This is a genomic window from Chitinophaga sp. YIM B06452 (assembly GCF_039655965.1).
GTDB lineage: Bacteria > Bacteroidota > Bacteroidia > Chitinophagales > Chitinophagaceae > Chitinophaga.
In genome coordinates this window covers 445,251-465,354 of the sequence record NZ_JAWLKY010000001.1, presented here as the reverse complement: position 1 = coordinate 465,354, position 20,104 = coordinate 445,251, and the positions used below count along the sequence as shown (strand labels likewise).

Sequence of the window (20,104 nt, the reverse complement as noted above, 5' to 3'; positions counted from 1 at the left end):
AATAAACTAGATTATTTTGGAAATTTATAACGAATTTCAATCGTTTGCATTATTTAAAAGGGATTAGATAAACCAAGATCTGACTGGATTCCCCCACCACCAGGGAATGCCGTGTAAATTGAAAGAGTAAACCATGGTCCACGTTCGATAACTCTCTGTGTATGATGTAGTATCCTGGCAAAAAGAATTCCCCAGTTGTCCAATCATGTATATGCCGCTGTTGACGGCATGTTGAATGCAAACGTTTGCAAACACAGGTTCCGGTAGCCCCGTCGCCTGGTTGAGTATTATGTAATACTGTTTAACCTTTAGTTATGAAAAATTCCACGATCCTGCTGCACCGCAGCGCCAGCACTGATACCAAAAGAAGATTCCCTGAGACCGGCAGCATACCGGCAGCAATACGGCCCCCATACCGGCTGCTTCACATGGTACCAACCACCAGATAAGTTGAGAAAATTCCCATTCCATGTTATATTCTACTCGCCTTGCAGGCACAGCCCTGCTATTCCTAGCCATGCAGTCATCTGCCGCCGTCATACCGGCGGACGTTGGCGCAACGTTCAGCCCTGATGGGTGGACGACCCTTCCGGCCCCCAGCGCCGCGATGCTTCCTTTAGCGCCATTCCAGGCGGAACGGAAAATAACCGGCGTCGTCACAGACGATACCGGGTCGCCCATCCCCGGGGTGAGCATACAGATCAAAGGCACCAGTAAAGGCGTGCAATCCGGCCCGGACGGCAGGTTCAGCATCGCCGTGCCAAACGATAATGCCATACTGGTCTTTTCATTCATCGGTTTTATTTCAAAAGAGATCGCCGTTGGTAAACAAATTGCGCTGAAGGTGGTGCTCGTTCAGAGCAGCACACAACTCAGCGAAGTAGTGGCAGTAGGCTACGGCTCCCAGAAAAAGGAAAGCGTGGTAGGCGCCATTTCACAGGTTTCCAATAAAGAGCTGAAACGCACCGGCAACGTGCCCGACCTCCGCGAAGCATTGATAGGGCAGGTGCCTGGCCTGGTAGGCCTCACCACATCCGGCGAACCGGGAGGCATCCTCACCGGCGAAAGCGCCACCAATCTCTTCATCCGCGGTCAAACTACCTGGAACGGCGCGCAGCCGCTGGTGCTGGTAGACGGTATCAAACGCAACATGAATGATATCGACGTGAACGACGTGGCCAGCATCTCCGTACTGAAAGACGCTTCCGCCACGGCCGTGTTTGGCGTGGAAGGCGCCAACGGCGTGATCCTCATTACCACCAAACGCGGCAAAGCCGGCAAGACCACGCTCAACTTCAATTACGTCGGCACTGCCAAGATGCTGTCCAAACAGCCGGCCACCCTCGATTCCTACGCGGCGCTCATGGCCCGGAACGAGATCATCGAGCGGGAAGGCGTGCTGAATGAATCATCCTGGAATGATTACATGCCGTTCGACATCGTAAAACGCTACAAAAGACCGCAGACGCCGGAATATGAACAGATCTACGCCAACGTAGACTGGGAAGACGCGCTCTACGATGATGTGGGCTTCTCTCACAAAGCCACTCTCAGCGCCAGCGGCGGCAGCAAGACCATCCAATACTTCGGCTCCCTTACCTACCTGCACGAGGGAGACATGTTCAAGCAATACGACAACGGCAAGGGCTATAAACCTAACTATAACTTCGACCGTTTTAACTTCCGCAGCAACATAGACATTAACCTTACTAAAACAACGGTGTTCCGCCTGGGCCTCTCCGGATTCTTCAGCCAGAAGAACACCAACTTCAACAACGAAGGCAGCACCGGCCGCGCAGACGCCTGGATGTGGCGCGCCACTTACGGCCTTGCACCGGACCTCTTCCTGCCCATGTATGCCAACGGCCGCTGGGGCGCCAACCAGGAAGGCGGCAACAATACGGTGAATCCCGTTGCCGTGGTGCACAACATCGGCATCCGCGAAACCCGCACCACGCAGCTCCTGTCAGACTTCACCATCGACCAGAACCTGGACTTCATCACCAAAGGCCTTACCGCCAGGGCGCTGCTCTCGTCAGACAACAGCGTGCGTTCCGAAGGCGGCATTTACGATATCAACAACGCCATCCGCCCGGCAGAAGCCGGCACCAACGTGGCTTACCAGCAGATATACCCCCTGCTTTACGAAGGCCCGGACCAGGACCCTTCGGAATATACCGTATTACTCCCCGTTAACGACGAGGAATACGACTGGGTACTGCGCCCCTGGACCATCCGGCAGGAAGATATCATCTCCGCCAACTGGGCAGGTTACATCCCCGTTGAACGCCGGCTCACCTACCAGGCGCAGCTGAACTACACCCGCAAATTCGGGAATGCGCATGACGTAATGGCGATGGCCCTTTTCAAGCGCGAGGAATATGCACGGGGCAGCATGTTCAAGAATTACCGCGAAGACTGGGCTTTCCGCGCCACGTATAATTACAAGCTCCGGTATTTCCTGGAAGGCAACGGCGCTTACAACGGCTCCGAGCAATTCGGTCCCGGTTACCGCTTTCATTTCTTCCCTTCCGTGGCGGTAGGCTGGTATATCTCCAATGAAAAATTCTTCAAGGTAAAATGGATCGATAAATTAAAACTGCGCGCTAACACGGGTACCATCGGCAACGACGACGTGAGCGGCGGCAGGTGGTTATATAATACCGCATTCGCAACCGGCGGAAGGGCGCGTCTCACGGAGAACACCGCCGGTCAGAGCCCTTATAATTTTTACAGGCAGGCGGTAGTCGGCAATCCTGACATTCATTGGGAAACCGCGCAGAAAACCAATTACGGCCTCGAACTGGATATGTTCCGACAGCTGATCTCCATCAACCTTGATTATTACACGCAGGACAGGACGGACATCCTCCTTGGCGGTACCTCCCGCGCAGTGCCTCCCTTCTTCGGCATGACGCCGCCCAGCGCCAATCTCGGCCGGGTGAAGTCGAACGGTTTTGAAGTGGAAGTGCGCGTGAATAAAGAACTGAACAAGAACGTGACCTTATGGTCGAACGTAGCCGTGACGCACAACAAGAACACGGTTATCTTCAAAGACGATCCCCCGCTGCAATACGACTACCTGAAAGCCGCCGGCTATCCCATCGGCCAACAGCGCAGCCTCGTAGGGTCCGGCATTTACCAGAACTGGGATGATGTGTATGCCAGCGTGCCCACGGAGAACAACGACATGGACAAGCTGCCCGGTTATTACGACCTGGTGGACATGAACGCGGACGGCATCATTAAAAGCAGCGACGACGTGGTGCCGGTAGGATATTCCGAAATACCGCAGAACACCGCCACGCTCACCGTTGGCGTCAACTGGAACGACCTCAGTTTTATGGTATCGCTTTACGGCGTGAACAATGCCAGCAGGGTGATCAACTTCCCGAATTTCCAGAACTACACCAACATCCTGTACGGCGACGGCAATTACTGGTCCAAAGACAATCCCAACTCGGGCGTATTCCTGCCCCGGTGGAGGACACAGGGCGAGAACATCGGCGACTATTACCTCTACGACGCCTCTTATATCCGCCTGAGAACGGTGGAGCTGGCATATGATTTCAACAACCGGTATTCCTGGATCAAGCGCGCGGGCGTCAATTCCCTGCGGCTTTACCTTAACGCGAACAACCTGTTCTTCTGGTCCAAGTTACCTGACGACCGGCAGGGCAGCTACTCCGGCGGCAGCGCTACCGAAGGCGCCTATCCAACCGTGAAAAGGATCAACCTGGGTATTGAACTCTCCTTCTAAAAAAAAGATCATGAAACGAATAAAATTTTACATCGTTTTTTTCACCGTCATGCTGTTTGCCGGCTCCTGCGAAAAGTACCTGGATAAGGCACCGGAGGCGGATATCAGCGAAAGGGAAGTGTTTGGGAACTTCATCAGCTTCCAGGGCTTCGTGGAGGAAATGTACAATTGCATTATGGACCCGAACAAAGGCGGCGCCTGGAATCAATATCTCTTTGCGGACGAAACGCTGAACAACTCTCCCTATAATTTCGACAACGGCAACTACTGGGGCGCGGAAGGCCTTTTTTATGGCCAGGGCGTAAATACCACGGACAATAATTCCCGCTCCAAAAGGATATGGGAATACGCCTGGTATGCCATTGCCAAAGCCAACCAGGCCATTCAGAAAATAGACCAGGATGGTTTGTTCCAGGGCACGGAAGAAGAGAAGAAGATCATCAAAGGCCAGGCCCTTTTCTTCAGGGGCTGGTTCTACTTCCAGATCGCGCAGTACTGGGGCGGCATGCCTTATATCACCCGCGTGCTGGATCAAAAGGAAAGCCTTGTTACGGAAGAGTTCAAACGCCTCAACTTCCAGGAAACAGCGATAAAAATGGCGGAAGATTTCCGCGCAGCGGCAGACCTGCTGCCGGCCAACTGGGACGATGTGCCTACCGGCCAGCCTACGCTGGGCCAGAACCGTACCCGGGTGAATAAATATTTTGCCCTGGGTTACCTGGGCAAGGCCCTGCTTTTTGCAGGCAGCCCGATGATCAACCAGGAAGCCTCCGGCAGCAATACATTTGATCCCGATCTATGCCAGCAGGCGGCGGAAGCGTTTGGCGAACTGCTGACGCTGGCCGACCAGACGGGGGAATACAAGCTGCAATCATGGAGCACCTGGACCGATAACTTCTGGCGCTGGAACAATGAGCGGACCGGCGGCACGGAAGTGATCATGGCGCCTACCATTTACGACAGAACGCGCGTGAGATGGTCTACCGTAGGGGCTACCGTACCCTCTTCCTTCGGCCTCAACAGCGGCTCTTCAGCGGATGTGCCCACGCATAATTTCATTAAGAACTATGCCATGGCCAATGGTCTTCCCATCACCGACCCCGCTTCGGGCTACAATCCCAACGATCCCTGGAAAGGCCGCGAGCCGCGGTTCTATAAAGACATTGTAGTGGATGGCGACAAGATCATGAGCTGCTCCTGCTCAGACGCTACCGCGCAGTTGTACAACGGTGGCCGCCACCGCTCGCAGATACAGCCGCCCAGCATAACCGGTTATTATGCAAAAAGGTATTCGCCCATGGACGCCTCTTTCACCGTATCCAAAGCCAACGGCCTGCAGGCTTATGTGCCTTACCTGCGGCTGGCGGACATCTACCTGATGTATGCGGAAGCAGTGCTGTACAGCAAAAACGGCGGCACGCCGCAGAGCACCTCCGGCAACTACAGCCTTACTGCCGAGGGCGCGGTCAACAGGATCCGCAACAGGGCGCAGCTGCCCAACCTGGATGCAAAGTTCACCGCCAACCCGCAGGTGTTTTTCGAGGAGATCGTGAGGGAACGCGCGGTAGAGCTGGCATTCGAAGGAGCCCGCTTCCTGGACCTCCGCCGCTGGAACCGCAACAGCGATCCCCGTTACCTGGATAAGACCGCTATCGATTTCGACCGCGGCCCCGATGGCAAGCCCGTTAACTTACAGGAAAGGCTCATCATCAGGAGAGTGGCTACAAAGAAACATAACTGGCTGCCCATACAGGTCAAATTCATCAATCTCTATGAAGGTTTCCCGCAGAACCCGGGATGGTAATCTTTGTGCATCCGATCTAAAAACTTGACAAATGAAATTCAGACATTCCATTATATTATCCTGCCTGGGCGTTTTACTGCTCTGCATCAGCCCCCGGGCCTCGGCGCAGGAGAAAGCGGCCAAGAGCCGTTTTACCGTTGTGGACGAAGAAGGGAAGCCCGTAAAGAATGCGGACATTTACAGCGGGAGCGCTTACGCCAAAACCAATGCGCAGGGGGTATTCACGATAGCCGTTGAAGCCGGCGCCGACCTGGTGGTGGTGGCAAAAGGTTTTGAGAAGGCATCCCTGTCATCGGCTGATGTGCTGGACCAGCCGCGCATCACGCTGAAAAAAGCGGCGCTGATGTACGCAGAGGAAGACAAGGTGAACCTTGCTTTCAGGAAATCATACCAGGGCGACATTGTAGGCTCCGTAACAAAACTCGACGTTGCCGGGATACAAAAATATGATCACACGCTCCGCCTGGTAGACGTGATCGCGGGCCGTTCACTGGGCATGATAGGGAACGACCGCATCAGGGGCCTCGGCCGCGGCATCACCATCGAAGATATCACCGGCAGCGGTACCGGCAGAACAGTGTTCGTGGTAGACGGCCTGCCGCGTGATATAGACAATATGCGGCTGACGGAAGTGGAAAGCATCACCATCCTCAAAGACGTGAACAGCGCCATCCTCTACGGTACGGACGCGGTGAACGGCGTGGTGCTGATCACCACCAAACGCGGCGAGGCATTCAAAAAACGGTCGGACTTCAGCGTCAACTACGGCATTTCCACGCCCAGGGCGCTGCCGGGATATCTCAACTCGGCAGACTATATGACCTATTTCAACCAGGCCCGCGTCAACGATGGTTTAGCCCCGCAGTTCACAGACGAGACCATCGAGAACTTCAGGAGCGGCAACAAATACCGTTTCCCGGATGTGGATTATTATTCAGACGCCTACCTGCGTTCTTTCAAAAACTACTACGACCTGAACAGCGAGTTCTCCGGCGGCAACAACGTTGCGCAATACTATGCCAACCTTGGCTGGAACAATACCGGCAGCCTGATGAACTTCGGCGAAGGCGCAAGCGGGAGGAACAACCGGTTCAACGTGCGCGGCAACGTAGACCTGAAAGTGAACGACTGGATCAAGACGGCGGTGGACGTATCCGGCGTGTTTATCAGCAACAAAGGGCCGCGCGGCAACTACTGGTCTGATGCAGCCGCCATCCGCCCGCATGAATACACCCCGCTGCTGCCCATCAACCTCATGGACCCCTCCAACCCGCTGCTGCTGGCCCGTAAGAACGACCTGGACGGCGAGTACCTGCTGGGCGGCGTTTCCAACCGCATCACCACGCCGTTTGGCAATGGGTATTCAGGCGGCACCAACGAAGTCATTTCCCGCAACTTCGCATTCAACAACCGCGTGGATGTAAAGCTGGACAAAGTTACGAAGGGCCTGTCTTTCCACACCAATGTCAGCTTCGACTATTTTGTGACCTACAACCAGACAGTGACCAATGAATATTCCGTGTATGAACCGGTATGGAGCAGCACGGCAGACAGCATCATCGACCTCAAACAATACGGCAAAGATTCCCGGCCGGGCACCCAGTCTGTCAGCAGCTCGTCCTTCCGCAGGAGGTTCGGGGCATACGGCATGCTGGGCTACGACAGGGAATTCAACCAGCGCCATCATTTCACCGGCAACCTGCTCGGTTTCCTGGGCAATTACAAGGTGGAAGGCGACTTCCAGGGCATTAAACTGGCGCATGCGGGTTTGAGGCTTGGATATGCCTACGACAAACGTTACCTGGTCGATTTCAGCAGCGCGTACGTCAGCTCCGTGAAACTGGCCGAAGGCAACCGCGGGCAGTTCTCGCCTTCGCTTGGCCTGGCCTGGGTGCTCACCGAAGAAGACTTTATGCCGCCCACCAGGAGCGTCAATTACCTGAAGCTGCGCGCATCCGCGGGGATACTGAATTCCGACTTCCTCATCGATAATTTCTTCCTGTACGACAACAGGTATGTAAGCTCCGGCAGCTACAACTGGTTTGAGGGCGGCAGAAGCCGCAACGGCATTGCCGCAAGCTGGGGCAGCAATCCCAACCTGGGATATGCCCGCCGCAAAGAAGTGACCCTCGGCCTGGAAGGCCTCTTCTTCAACAAAGTGCTCGGCGTGAATGCCAACCTGTTCTACAACGTGTACGACAACCTGGTGTCCAAACCTTCGGCAAGGTATCCCGGTTTTTATTCGGACTTCGTGCATTACGAGAACTTTGGCGCCAACATGTATAAAGGCGTGGAACTGGGCGTCGACTTCACCAAATCCTTCGGCGACTGGACCATTTTTGCCGGCGTGAACGTACTGTACAATACTTCCGAAGTAAGGAAAATGGATGAAATATATGACAACGACTACCAGTACAGGAAAGGCCATCCCACAGATGCGCGCTTCGGCCTCGAAGCCCTGGGCCTGTTCCAGGACGAAGCGGAAATAGCCGCCAGCCCGCAGCAGGTGTTTGGCGCAGTGCGGCCGGGAGATATCAAATACAAAGACCAGAACGGCGACAACATTATCGACGAGAACGACGAGAAGTACCTGGGCCGCTACCAGCAGCCGTTTGCAGGAGGCTTGCAGATAAAGGTCTCTTACCGGAACATCACCCTGTATGCGCTCGGCGAAGGCGCTTACGGCGCAGATGAATTCCTGAGCGGCAACTATTATTGGGTAGACGGGAACAAGAAATATTCCGATGTAGTGCTTAACAGCTGGACGCCCGCCAACAAAACAAACGCCACGTATCCCAGGCTCAGTTCCCAGACCAATAACAACAACCATCGCCAGTCCACGTACTGGAAATACGATAACGATTTCTTCCAGATACGCAGGGTGCAGCTGAGCTACGACATGCCGGCTTCCGTCAGTAAACTGCTGCTGATGAGGGCGCTCAATATTTTCGCTGACGCCAGCAACGTATACCAGTTCAGCAAAAGCCGCAGGATACGGGATCTGAGCATCGGAGGGGAACCGAATTACCGCGTCTTTTCCATCGGCCTCAATGCCAGCTTTTAATGACCGTTAAAAAGAGAATGTTATGAAAACACGCAAAATACAACTGTTCATGCTTTTCACATGCCTGCTCTGCTCCTGTGAAAAGATGTTCAACCCGAATAATGACAATCACAGCACGCTGGACAGGGTGTATGTTGATCCTGCCTTTGCGGAAGGATTGCTGATAAAGGCATACACGTATATTCCCACCAATGATTATACATTCAGCGAAGTAGCGACGGACGATGCTGCTACGAACGATAAATTCAACCCGCAGGTACGCATGGCCACCGGCGGCTGGACCTCGGTGACCAACCCGGAAAGCCTGTGGGACAATGCATACCGGGCCATTATGTACATCAACCAGTTTTTGGATGTAGTGGATATTGTGCCCTGGAAATATACGGACGCGAAGCTGAACGCCCTGTACATCCGCCGTTTGAAGGGAGAAGCAATCGCCCTGCGCGGGATGTTCAAATATTACCTCCTCCGCAACCATGCGGGGTTTAGCGCAGGCGGTGAATTGCTCGGTTTCCCGATCTATGATAAGTTCATCACATCGCCGGAAGACTTTAAAGCGCCCCGCAGCAGTTTTGCCGAAAGCCTCCGGAGCACTTACAAAGACCTGGACAGCGCGCTGGCCCTGCTGTCGCCCAACTACGGCAACATCGGCAGCCCGCTGGACCTGCCGCCGGGTTTTGAGGACATCACCGACATAGACAAATACAACACCGTGTTCGGTGAAGTAACCCAGCAGCGTGTCAGCGGGCGCATCGCCCTGGCGATAAAATCGCGCACGGCCCTGCTGGCGGCCAGCCCCGCGTTCAATACCGCCGGTAATGCGCAGCTCTGGGAAAATGCCGCTAAGCTCACCGCCGATGTGCTGGCGGAGATCAATGGCGTATCCGGCCTGGATCCCAAAGGAAATATCTTTTACCTCAAAGCGCAGGTAGACAATGCCGACCTTACCGCCGGCGATAAAAAAGATATCCCTGAAATGCTGTGGCGCCGGCCTGTGTACACCAACCGCGTACGTGAGCAGGACAACTTCCCGCCCACCCTGTATGGACGCGGTGAGATCAACCCTTCACAGAACCTGGTGGATGCATTCCCCATGGCCAACGGCTATCCCATCACCGACGGGGCCTCCGGCTTCGACCCCGCCAACCCGTACAAAGGCAGGGATCCCCGGCTGAGCCTCTACATCGTGTATAATGGCAGCAAATTGCGCAACACCACCATCAACACCGGCGTCGGCGCGGGAGACGATGGGCTGGACGCTTTGCAGAACTCTACGCGCACGGGTTATTACCTCAAAAAACTGCTGCGTGAAGACGTGAACGTCAACCCCGTTTCCACATCCGATCAAAAGCATTTCAATACGCACATCCGGTATACGGAACTGTTCCTGAACTATGCGGAAGCCGCCAACGAAGCCTGGGGCCCCGACGGTACGGGCGCGCAATCCTATTCCGCCCGCAGCGTGATCGCCGCCATCCGCAAGCGCGCCGGCATCACGCAGCCCGACGCCTATCTTCAGTCCGTAACCAGCAAAGAAGCCATGCGCGCGCTGATACGCAATGAAAGAAGGCTGGAGCTTTGTTTTGAAGGCTTCCGCTTCTGGGACCTGCGCCGCTGGGCCGAGAGTCTTACGGAACCGGTAAAAGGCGTAAAGATCAGCAACGGCACTTACGAATACTTTACCGTAGAAGAACGCGGGTACAACAACAGCTATATGCACTACGGGCCCATCCCGAACAGGGAGATCCTGAAATTCAATTTTATCCAGAACAAGGGCTGGCAGTAATATTTAAAAATTTAAAGCTAGAAGCATGAAAAAGACAATGATGGTATTCGCGATGCTTGCGCTGGGGTTACACGCCTGCAAGAACTTCGAGATCACCCACCCGGATTTTAAATATACATCGGGCTTCTTCCCGTACCAGTTCCCTGTAAGAACGCTTGTGCTCGGTGATTATATTTTCGATAATACGAATGACAACAATCACAGGTTCCTCATCTCCGCTCACCTGGGCGGGCTCTACGAAAATGATAAAGACAGGAGCTTCGACATAGAGGTGGACAACAGCCTGGCCAGCCAGCTGCTGTTCACATCCGGCGGCGATACCGTGCGTGCGTTGCCTGCCAAATTTTATTCGCTGGCTTCGAACAAGATCGTGATTCCGAAAGGCAAAATGAACGGCGGCGTGATCGTGCAGCTCACGGATGAGTTCTTTGCAGACCCGAAGGCTATCGGCCTGAACTACGTGATCCCCGTGAGGCTGAAAGGCTCCGCTGATGTAGACACCATCCTGGCGGGCCAATCGCTTGACCCGAATGCGGATCCGCGCCTGCCCGGCGAGTGGACCGTTGCGCCGAAGAACTTCACGATGTTTGGCATAAAGTTCATCAACGAATTCCACGCCACCTATTTCCATTACGGGAAAAGCCAGGTGAAGGATGCGGCCAATACGGTGCTGGAAGATACCACCTATGCGCACAAATTCCTGACCAGCAATCCTGTCACCAGGTTCAACACCACCGGCCGGCGCCAGGTCACTGCCAGCATTTTCCTCCGCTCCACTGTTATGACCGGGGAAGTGAACATGCTGCTGGATTTCAACGGCAACAACTGCACAATATCCGCTCCTGCAGGCGCACCTTACACCATCACCGGCACCGGTGAATTCAAAAAAGACGCGTACGAATGGGGCGATAAAAAGCGGAACGGCATCGTGCTGAACTATGTGGTAACCCGCGGCGGGCAAACTTACAACGCTAATGATGTGCTGGTAGTGCGGGATAGGGAAGTGGTGATGGAAACATACCAGCCGGTGGTGTATTGATCGTATTTGATTTATAACGCTTATATAAAAAGGGAACTGCCTGTTGAGGCGGTTTCTTTTTTTTGCATCGAGCGAAGAGCGTTTATCGTTTTGGGGAGCGACCTTTACCGGGTTGTTTTTTCGGCAGAATCTTTTTGATCTCTTTAATGTCGGCAAGATCCTGATTCCGCCCTGCAGCCTGTTTATTTTTAAGCAGATCCTGTAGCCCTATAAATGATAATTCCAGACCGTCATCGAGTGTAATCTGTTGCCGGTTTTTCTTCGCTTCTGAAAACTCAACACCATCGATGCTATTCAGAATGTCAATCCGCAGCGGAGGCTGACCAATTTGATTAATGAACCCCTCCTTCAAAAAATCGTCTTTTTCAAAGCCGAGAGAGCCCATGCCAAAATCGGCAATTACCTTGAGCATTCGTTCGGCGTTTTTCGGAGAAACGTTGATCCAGATATCCAAATCGCCTGTATGACGGGGTTTGCCATGAAAGGCAAGGGCATAACCACCTACAACCATGTAATCTACCTTGTGCCCGTTAAGCAGTTTCACGAAATCTTCAAAGTCTTTCGCCAGTATCATGACTTCAATGTTTTGCTGCTTACCACTGTTTTATCCATACGGGTATTTTTCCCCAGGGATTGAGTGATGATGAAGGTTACAGCCGCAAGCCTTTTGGAAGGAGACTGATTCAGCCAGTATTCCCAATCGCGGGAAGTATCATGGGCATCTTTAAGGGCAACTTTCCGGGCAACCGGCACAATCATACGGCCAGTACGGGCCATTGAAATAGCTGGTTTCGGTTGACTAAATACATTTTTCCGTTCCACCCGCACCTCCTTGTTTTCAAAGGGAACTTTTCCTTTGCTTAAATAATTATTGAGCGTATTATAGTTGTATTCCGGATAACTCAGGCAGAAGTTTTTCAGGTTTGAAAAGACCTCAAACGGATGTTCATCTTGATTTTTCCAATATATCACTATCACTCTTTTACTATTTGAAACCGGTGTAGACATACACGAATTTAACAAATAATCGGTAAATATTGGTCAAATAAAGTGCGGGAAGTTAAGGCGGTCTTCGACCAGATTCATTATATTCTTAATTGTATCTAAATACTCCCTACCCAATAGCGGTCCCACCCCCCTTAAAGTGTCTAACCACAAAGACACTTACAAAACATGCAATTACCACGTCTGTTTATCACCACCCTGCTCTGCGGCATTTCCTTCGCAACGCCTGCGCAGCAAAAAGATCCCGTAGCCTACGCCAACACCCTGCAGGGCACCAATTCTGAATTCTCACTCAGTCACGGAAATACGCATCCTTCCACGGCCCTGCCTTTCGGCATGCATGCCTGGTCTGCCCAGACTGGGAAGAACGGCGATGGCTGGAAGTACCAATACAAAGCCAATACCATCCGCGGCTTCCAGCAGACGCACCAGTGCAGCCCCTGGGTGGGCGACTACGCCGTTTTCAGCCTGATGCCGGTTTCCGGGGAATTGAAAGTGAATGAAGACCAGCGGGCGGCGGAATTCAGTCATGCAGACGAAGTGGCGCGGCCTGATTATTATAAGGTGACCTTCAAGAACAAGGTGACCACGGAAATCTCTCCGACCGAAAGAGGCGTGCACCTGCGTTTTTCCTTTCCCGCCAAAAGCCCGGCCTACATTGTGCTGGATGGCTACAATGCGCTGAGCGGCGTGAAGATATTTCCCGCGGAGCGGAAAATAACCGGCTATGTCACCAATGGGCGCTTCATCCCGAAAGATTTCAGGAATTATTTCGTGATGGTGTTCGACCAGCCTTTCGAAGCCAGCGGCACCTGGGAAAATGTGAACAACCAGGTATCCGAGGGGAACCTGTCTGCCGAAGGCAAGGGCGCCGGCGCGTTCATCCGCTTCCGCAGCGGCGCGAAGGTGCAGGTGAGGGTCGCTTCTTCCTACATCAGCCCGGAGCAGGCGGAAGTGACCTGGCAGCGGGAGCTGGGCGGCTTCCCGAAGTTTGAACAGGCACGCGCGGCGGCAAACAAGGCCTGGCAGGCGCTTTTTAGCCGTGTGCGGGTGGAAGGCGGCACGGAGAAAGATAAAGCGACGTTCTATTCCTGCCTCTTCAGGGCCAACCTGTTTTCCCACCAGTTCTTTGAATACAACAGCAAAGGAGAGCCTTATTATTATAGTCCTTACGACGGCAAAGTGCACAACGGCTACATGTATACGGACAACGGTTTCTGGGATACCTTCCGCGCGCAGTTCCCGCTCAATACCATCCTGCACCCCACCATGGAGGGCCGCTACATGCAGGCCCTGCTGGATGCACAACAGCAATGCGGCTGGTTCCCGGCCTGGTCCTTTCCCGGTGAAACCGGGGGCATGCTGGGCAATCATGCCATTTCGCTGCTGGCGGACGCCTGGGTGAAAGGCATCCGCACCTTCGATCCCAAACAGGCGCTGGACGCATATTTCCACGAGGCGATGAACAAAGGCCCCTGGGGCGGCGCCAATGGCCGCGCGGGCTGGAAGGAGTATTACCAGCTCGGTTATGTAAGTTTCCCCGAATCGCACGGCAGCACCTCGCAAACGCTGGAGTATGCCTACGACGACTTCTGCGGCTACCAGCTGGCGAAAATGACCGGTAACAAATTCTACCAGTACATCTTCAGCCGCAGCATGTACAATTACAAAAACCAGTACGACAGCATCACAGGTTTCATGCGCGGCCGCAGGCTGGATGGGGAGTGGCTGGAAAATTTCGATCCCTATGAATGGGGCGGCCCTTACACGGAAGGCAATGCCTGGCATTGGCAATGGTCCGTCTTTCACGACACGCAGGGGCTCATCAGTCTCATGGGTGGCAACGCCCGCTTTATTGAAAAGCTGGATGCAGTTTTCAGTTCACCCAGCAAAGTAAACGTGGGCCATTATAAACAAACGATCCATGAAATGACGGAAATGGTGAATGCCAACATGGGGCAGTACGCCCATGGCAACCAGCCCGTTCAGCACATGATCTACCTCTACAACTACGCCGGCCAGCCCTGGAAAGCGCAGGCGCATGCGCGGAACGTAATGGCCCGGCTCTATGATGCCACGGAAAACGGCTACCCGGGCGATGAAGACCAGGGCCAGATGTCGTCGTGGTACGTGATGAGCGCGCTGGGATTTTACAGCGTCTGCCCGGGAACAGACCAGTATGTGATCGGCAGCCCGCTGTTCCCGAAAGTGACGGTCACCATGGAAAACGGGAAGAAATTCGTGGTGGAAGCCCGCAACAACAGCCCGGAAAACGTGTATATCCAATCCGCCACCCTCAACGGCCAGCCCTGGCCGCACAACTGGCTGCGGCATGCGGATATCGTGAATGGCGGCGTATTGCAGCTTGAAATGGGCAATCAGCCGGCCACGGGCAGGGGCATCGCGGAGGCGGACAAGCCTTTTTCCCTGAGCAGGCCCTGATTTGGCGGGAAATGATTATTTCGGACCGGCGCTGAAAAATAATGCTAAAACGTTTAAATTAGCTGTCAGTTCGAATTCCCGCCATGCGTAAAGATTTTTCCACGTATACCGATGAGGAGGTGTTCCTGCTGGTGAAGCAGGGGCATAAAGAGGCGTTTGAGGAGATCTACAAACGTTTCTGGCAGGAGCTGCTCGATGCCGCCTACCGGCGCGTGAAAGCGCAGGAAACCGCGATGGAGCTGGTGCAGGGCCTGCTGGTAAACCTCTACCTGAAGCGGGAAACGATCAGCCTCAACAATTCGCTGCGCAACTACCTGCATATTTCCTTGAAAAATAAAGTGCTGAACACGGTGCGTTCCGAACTGGTGCGCAATACCTACCAGCAGCACATGCTGAAAGGCGGCGAGCCTTACCAGGCGGATGCCGTAAGCAGCCTGCAGCTGAAGGAACTGCAGCAGCAGATAGACGAATCCTGCGCCAGCATGCCGGAAAAATGCCGGGAAGTATTTTACCTGAGCCGGCGCGAACATTTATCGTACCAGCATATTGCCGAGCAGCTGGGCATTTCCGTAAGCACCGTGGAAAAACATATGGTGAAGGCGCTCAAGATCCTGCGTTCGCGCCTGAAAGAATACAACTTTACCGTATTCTGGTTCCTGGCCGTTTTGCTGGGATGGTGAAGGAACGCAAACTTATTTTTGGGATGCAGTGGCGGTAGGCCGTTTTTCAGGTGTCTAATGTTAGAGAGACTATTAAGATGAACAATACCCGGTTAAAAGAACTATTGAATAAATACCTGGATGGAGCCGCCACCGCGGCTGAGATCCGGGAGGTAGACGATTGGTACCAGTCTTTCGACCGGGACAGGGGGCTTACCGAACAGCTGAATGCGGAACAGGTAGCTGCCCTGGAACAATTGCTATTCCTGCGCGTGAGCCGGGAAATCGAAAAGGCTGGGCCGGGTATGCGGGTGATCAAACCCGCCTTCCGTTACTGGTGGGCCGCCGCCGGCGTGGCAGTGCTGCTGGCCTTGGGCGGGATTTATTTCATCCGTGAGCGCGCGGTACAGCCGGAAACAGCGGCGGTAACGCTGTCTGAACAAACAGGCAGGAGCAGCATCAAAAAGATTGCGCTGCCAGACGGCACAATGGTTTGGCTGAACTTCGACAGTAAGATACGTTATGCCGAACAGCAGGGCCGAGAGGTCTGGCTGGAAGGCGAAGGATATTTTGAAGTAGCGCCGCAGCAAGGCAAAGCCTTCCTGGTGCACGCCGGCAAGCTGGACGTGCGGGTGCTCGGCACCAGCTTCAACATAGATGCCTATACGCCCGGGAAAACGGTGACGGTAACCGTGGCCGGCGGCAAAGTGGCGGTAGGCAGCGACAAGGCGGCCCGCGCTACACTTGCCGCCAACCAGCAGGCCGTATACCATGCGGCGGCCAACAAAATAGAAACAGGCGAGATTACGGCGGCGGATTTCAGCGCCTGGCGGCAGGGGCAGCTGGTGTTCAAAAAAGCCATGTTCAGCGACATTGCGCAAAAGCTGGAACGCCGCTACAACGTGCGCATCCGCTTTGCCGGCGAACATATTGCCAATGCGCTGCTCACCGCCCGGTTCGACGAAAATGTGCCTTTGAAAGACGTGCTGGATATGTTGTGCGATATCTACGGCTTCAGCTACCGCCAGGAGCCGGGAAAAGAAGAGTACCTTGTATACGACGGTCAACCAAATAAATAAAAACCGGATATGGTCCGTGTGGAGAGATAATTTCAAGTTATGAATGAAGTAAGAGCGGAGCGCCTGCACATCAGGCCCGGGTGGCTCGCCTGCCTGGCGCTGGCATTGTATTGCCTCTGCATCCCGCGCGCATCCGCGCAACCCGGCACCAGCGAAGAATTGCGGCGAACGATGGTCACCATACAGGTCACCAATCAAACGCTCGATAAGGTCTTCGAGCAGGTAGAAGCGGCCACGCGGTTCAGGTTTGTATATAATCCTTCTGAAATAACCGGCAGCGGTAAGGTAACGGTTTCAAAAAAGAATATTTCCGTTGAACAGGTATTGAAACTGCTGCCTTCCGGATTGCAATATGAATTGCGGGGAAGGAACATCCTCATCACCCGGAAAGAGGCCCCGCCTCCCGATGCGGTTGCAGGGCCAACGCTGGCGGGCAGGGTGACCGATACCAAAGGCAATCCCCTGGCGGGCGCGAACATAACCGTAAAAGGTTCGCCGGTGCGCGTTGCAACAGACCAGGCCGGTGCATTCAGCATCCGCGCGGGCCCGGGAGACACGCTCCGCTTCAGCCTGCTCGGCTTCTGGGAACAGGAGGTGCCGGTGGAACAGGCGGACCTGCTGTACATCGCGCTGCTGCCGAAACATTCGTCCCTCAAAGAAGTGGTGGTGATCGGCTATGGCACTTCCAGCAAAGAAAATCTCACCACCGCCGTAGGCGCCGTGAAAGGGGAAGAGCTGAAAGAACGCGCCACCACCATGAACGTGATGCAGGGGCTGGCGGGCAAAGTAGCCGGGGTAAGCGTGATGATGAACTCAGGCAAGCCAGGCGGGAATCCTATCGTAAAGATCCGGGGCACGGGCTCCATCAATGCATACAACGGACCATTATACGTGATCGACGGAATTGTCGGGGCAGACCCGATGAACATTGATCCCAACATAGTTGCCGCGGTAGACGTGCTGAAAGATGCCGCTGCCTCGGCAATTTACGGTTCAAGGGGTTCCAACGGCGTGATCGTGATCACCACCAAAAAAGGGACAAAAGGCAGCCCGGCCGTTTCGTTCCGCAACACGCTGAGCTTCGGTTCCCTTGCGCGGAAAGTGAAGCTGATGGACGCAAACGAAGCGCTGGAAATGTTCAGGCGCGAATACGAATACCTGCCCGGCCGCACCGCGCCGCACCTCGACCCGGCGAAGCAGTTCCCGCGGAAAGATGAATTGTTCAACGCAGATGGAACGCCGAAATACAATACAGACTGGCAAGACGAAGCAAGCCGCACCGCCGTGTCGCACGAACATTCGTTGTCGCTCTCTGCCGGCAAGGATGGGATCACGGCGCTGGTGAACCTTTCTTACAACGATCAGCAGGGCATCCTCATCAACAGTTATTCCCGGCAGGTGAACGGTTTTATCAACCTGGGCTGGGATGCGAAAAAATGGCTGCATGTGCAGGCGGTGATCAATAGCGGCGCGTTCAAACAGAATAATGTAGACATCAATACATTCGGCCTGAACGCTGTGCGGCAGGTTTACGAGTTCCTGCCGTTCCTGCCGGTGCAGTATGCGGATGGCACTTATTCGCGGAAAGGCGATTACCCCGGCGCGGAAGATTCAGAGAACCCGGTGAGGCTGATGCGCGAAGTGAAATCCGTAGCGGGCCGCACTTACACGATGGGCAACCTGCTGGCCACCGTCCGTTTCAGCGATAAGCTGCACTTTACCGCGGGCCTCAGCGGGCAAACGGGCGCCAGCTACAACCTGTATTATTCCGGCCGCGACATCCGCGGGTATTCTGATACGCAGCAGGGCGTGGCCACCCGCACCCACGGCAATTCCGGCTCCTGGACCTCCGAAGACTACCTGACCTGGAACGACCAGTTCGGTAAACATAAAGTGACCGGCGTGGCGGGCGCCAGCTGGTACTATTTCGCGAACATGAGCACCCAGGCGGGCAGCGAAGGATTCTTCGATGATTTCTTTTCTTACAACAGCCTGCAAACCGGCCTGGTGCCGCAGCGGCCGAAATCAGGGAACAGCAACACGGCGATGAATTCGTACTACATGCGTTTTCATTATGATTACGACAGCCGCTACCTGTTCGGTTTTTCTTTCCGTGCTGACGGTTCTTCCCGCTTCGGCGCCAACAACCGGTACGGGTACTTTCCCAGCTTCTCCGCCGCCTGGCGCCTTTCGTCGGAGCCCTTTATGCGCGGCATCCGCAACATTACGGACCTGAAGTTGCGCGGCAGCTACGGCATCGTCGGCAATGCAGACATCGGGGATTATGTAACGCAGGACAGGATACGCAGCGGCCAGACCGTGTTCGACGGCCAGCTGGAACCCTCTACCACGCTGGAAGCGCTGGGCAACCGCAACCTGAAATGGGAAAAGGCGCACCAGCTGAACATCGGCATCGACGCGTCGCTGTTCGAAGGCCGGGTGCAGTTCACCGGCGATGCGTATAACCGCGTCACGAAAGACCTGCTGTATTACAAGCTGCTGCCGGCTACCACGGGGTACGAAGGCGTGTATGACAACATCGGCTCCATCCGCAACAGGGGCATAGAGTTGTCGCTGGTAACAAGCAATATCCGCCGCGGGCACTTTTCATGGAACACTTCGCTGATCTGGTCCATGAACCGCTCCCGTGTGCTGGAGCTGAACGGCGACATCATGTATCCCTGGGGAGGCCGCATCATGGAAGGCCGCCCGCTGAATGAATTCTATGGTTATCTCCGGCTGGGCACCTGGGGTACTGACGAAGCGGCGGAAGCAGCCGTGTTCGGCAAAAAGCCGGGCGACCTGAAATACGCCGACCTGAACAACAACAAGGTGAAAGACGCGAACGACAGGACAGTGCTGGGCAACGGCATGCCCGATTTCGAGGCCAGCATGGCCAATACCGTGACGTACCGGAATTTTTCATTGGCGGTGGATCTGCAGGCGATCTACGGCCACAGCCTCGCCAATTTCACCCGGCTGATCATGGAAAACGCCGCGCCTTCAACGAACAGTTACTCCAGCCTGCTGAACGCCTGGACGCCGCAGCGGCAGGGAGTGATGGGCGCCGCTTTGCGCCTGCCGGCCGATGGGTTCGACAGTGAGATGGACAGCTACAACATAGAAAAAGGAACGTTCCTGCGCGTGCGCAACATCGCCCTCGGCTACCGCCTGCGCGAGAGCTGGCTGAAGCGGTACCGCCTGAAGTCGGCCATGTTCAGCCTCAACCTGGAAAATTATTTCCTGTTCACCAAATACAAAGGCTACGACCCGGAAGCATCGTCGTTCGACGGCGATTTCAACCAGGGCGTGGATGTGTATCAATACCCGAAAGCGAAAACGCTGGCGTTCACATTGAATGTTACGTTTTGAAATAAAGCCTGTCATTGAGGAGCGGGGGTTGTGTGGGAGCTGTGCCACAGTAGGTGGGCAATAAAGCAAAGGAAGTCGTCATTGCGAGAAGCAG

The 20,104-nt window shown here is 54.6% G+C and carries 11 protein-coding genes; 9 read left to right on the top strand and 2 right to left on the bottom strand.

Going from position 1 to position 20,104, the window contains the following annotated elements; translation table 11 throughout:
- Nucleotides 1-469: 469 nt before the first annotated feature.
- The 5 genes from R3I13_RS01645 to R3I13_RS01625 are packed head-to-tail and all read left to right on the top strand — an operon-like array spanning nt 470 to nt 11,453.
- Nucleotides 470-3,760, top strand: coding sequence for a TonB-dependent receptor (locus tag R3I13_RS01645; RefSeq protein ID WP_346316170.1), 3,291 nt, complete (start codon nt 470-472; stop codon nt 3,758-3,760).
- Between the two features lie 10 nt (nt 3,761-3,770).
- Entirely contained in the window at nt 3,771-5,564 is a 1,794-nt protein-coding gene (locus R3I13_RS01640; protein ID WP_346316169.1) for a RagB/SusD family nutrient uptake outer membrane protein, read from the top strand.
- A 31-nt stretch (nt 5,565-5,595) separates the two neighbouring features.
- Nucleotides 5,596-8,628, top strand: coding sequence for a SusC/RagA family TonB-linked outer membrane protein (locus R3I13_RS01635; protein ID WP_346316168.1), 3,033 nt, complete (start codon nt 5,596-5,598; stop codon nt 8,626-8,628).
- A 22-nt stretch (nt 8,629-8,650) separates the two neighbouring features.
- The gene (locus tag R3I13_RS01630; RefSeq protein WP_346316167.1) at nt 8,651-10,414 is read left to right on the top strand and encodes a RagB/SusD family nutrient uptake outer membrane protein; all 1,764 of its coding nucleotides are present in this window, start codon (nt 8,651-8,653) and stop codon (nt 10,412-10,414) included.
- Nucleotides 10,415-10,439: 25 nt separating this feature from the next.
- Complete coding sequence (locus R3I13_RS01625; RefSeq protein ID WP_346316166.1) at nt 10,440-11,453, top strand: DUF5627 domain-containing protein; 1,014 nt, start codon at nt 10,440-10,442, stop codon at nt 11,451-11,453.
- Nucleotides 11,454-11,535: 82 nt separating this feature from the next.
- On the opposite strand, the gene R3I13_RS01620 is transcribed toward R3I13_RS01625, so the two are convergent.
- Both R3I13_RS01620 and R3I13_RS01615 read right to left on the bottom strand, forming a co-directional pair.
- Nucleotides 11,536-12,027, bottom strand: coding sequence for a nucleotidyltransferase (locus R3I13_RS01620; protein WP_346316165.1), 492 nt, complete (start codon nt 12,025-12,027; stop codon nt 11,536-11,538).
- Nucleotides 12,024-12,461 carry a hypothetical protein gene (locus R3I13_RS01615; RefSeq protein ID WP_346316164.1) on the bottom strand — a complete coding sequence of 146 codons (438 nt, stop codon included), beginning with the start codon at nt 12,459-12,461 and terminating at the stop codon, nt 12,024-12,026. The genes R3I13_RS01620 and R3I13_RS01615 overlap by 4 nt, the downstream gene beginning before the upstream one ends.
- A 165-nt stretch (nt 12,462-12,626) precedes the next feature.
- Here R3I13_RS01615 and R3I13_RS01610 point away from each other — a divergent pair, with 165 nt between their 5' ends.
- The 4 genes from R3I13_RS01610 to R3I13_RS01595 all read left to right on the top strand — a co-directional run bounded on the left by R3I13_RS01610 (nt 12,627) and on the right by R3I13_RS01595 (nt 20,010).
- Nucleotides 12,627-14,900 carry a GH92 family glycosyl hydrolase gene (locus tag R3I13_RS01610; RefSeq protein ID WP_346316163.1) on the top strand — a complete coding sequence of 758 codons (2,274 nt, stop codon included), beginning with the start codon at nt 12,627-12,629 and terminating at the stop codon, nt 14,898-14,900.
- 83 nt (nt 14,901-14,983) lie between these two features.
- Nucleotides 14,984-15,580, top strand: a complete 597-nt coding sequence (locus R3I13_RS01605; RefSeq protein ID WP_346316162.1) for an RNA polymerase sigma-70 factor — start codon at nt 14,984-14,986, stop codon at nt 15,578-15,580.
- Between the two features lie 77 nt (nt 15,581-15,657).
- Nucleotides 15,658-16,638, top strand: coding sequence for a FecR domain-containing protein (locus R3I13_RS01600; protein WP_346316161.1), 981 nt, complete (start codon nt 15,658-15,660; stop codon nt 16,636-16,638).
- Between the two features lie 39 nt (nt 16,639-16,677).
- On the top strand, nt 16,678-20,010 hold the full coding sequence (locus tag R3I13_RS01595; RefSeq protein WP_346316160.1) for a TonB-dependent receptor: 3,333 nt from the start codon (nt 16,678-16,680) through the stop codon (nt 20,008-20,010).
- Nucleotides 20,011-20,104: the final 94 nt, after the last annotated feature.

Coding starts and splice junctions, on each gene's coding strand:
- R3I13_RS01620 (WP_346316165.1), bottom strand. CDS start 12,027: ATGATACTGGCGAAAGACTTTGAAGATTTCGTGAAACTGCTTAACGGG.
- R3I13_RS01595 (WP_346316160.1), top strand. CDS start 16,678: ATGAATGAAGTAAGAGCGGAGCGCCTGCACATCAGGCCCGGGTGGCTC.
- R3I13_RS01610 (WP_346316163.1), top strand. CDS start 12,627: ATGCAATTACCACGTCTGTTTATCACCACCCTGCTCTGCGGCATTTCC.
- R3I13_RS01630 (WP_346316167.1), top strand. CDS start 8,651: ATGAAAACACGCAAAATACAACTGTTCATGCTTTTCACATGCCTGCTC.
- R3I13_RS01600 (WP_346316161.1), top strand. CDS start 15,658: ATGAACAATACCCGGTTAAAAGAACTATTGAATAAATACCTGGATGGA.
- R3I13_RS01645 (WP_346316170.1), top strand. CDS start 470: ATGTTATATTCTACTCGCCTTGCAGGCACAGCCCTGCTATTCCTAGCC.
- R3I13_RS01635 (WP_346316168.1), top strand. CDS start 5,596: ATGAAATTCAGACATTCCATTATATTATCCTGCCTGGGCGTTTTACTG.
- R3I13_RS01640 (WP_346316169.1), top strand. CDS start 3,771: ATGAAACGAATAAAATTTTACATCGTTTTTTTCACCGTCATGCTGTTT.
- R3I13_RS01605 (WP_346316162.1), top strand. CDS start 14,984: ATGCGTAAAGATTTTTCCACGTATACCGATGAGGAGGTGTTCCTGCTG.
- R3I13_RS01625 (WP_346316166.1), top strand. CDS start 10,440: ATGAAAAAGACAATGATGGTATTCGCGATGCTTGCGCTGGGGTTACAC.
- R3I13_RS01615 (WP_346316164.1), bottom strand. CDS start 12,461: ATGTCTACACCGGTTTCAAATAGTAAAAGAGTGATAGTGATATATTGG.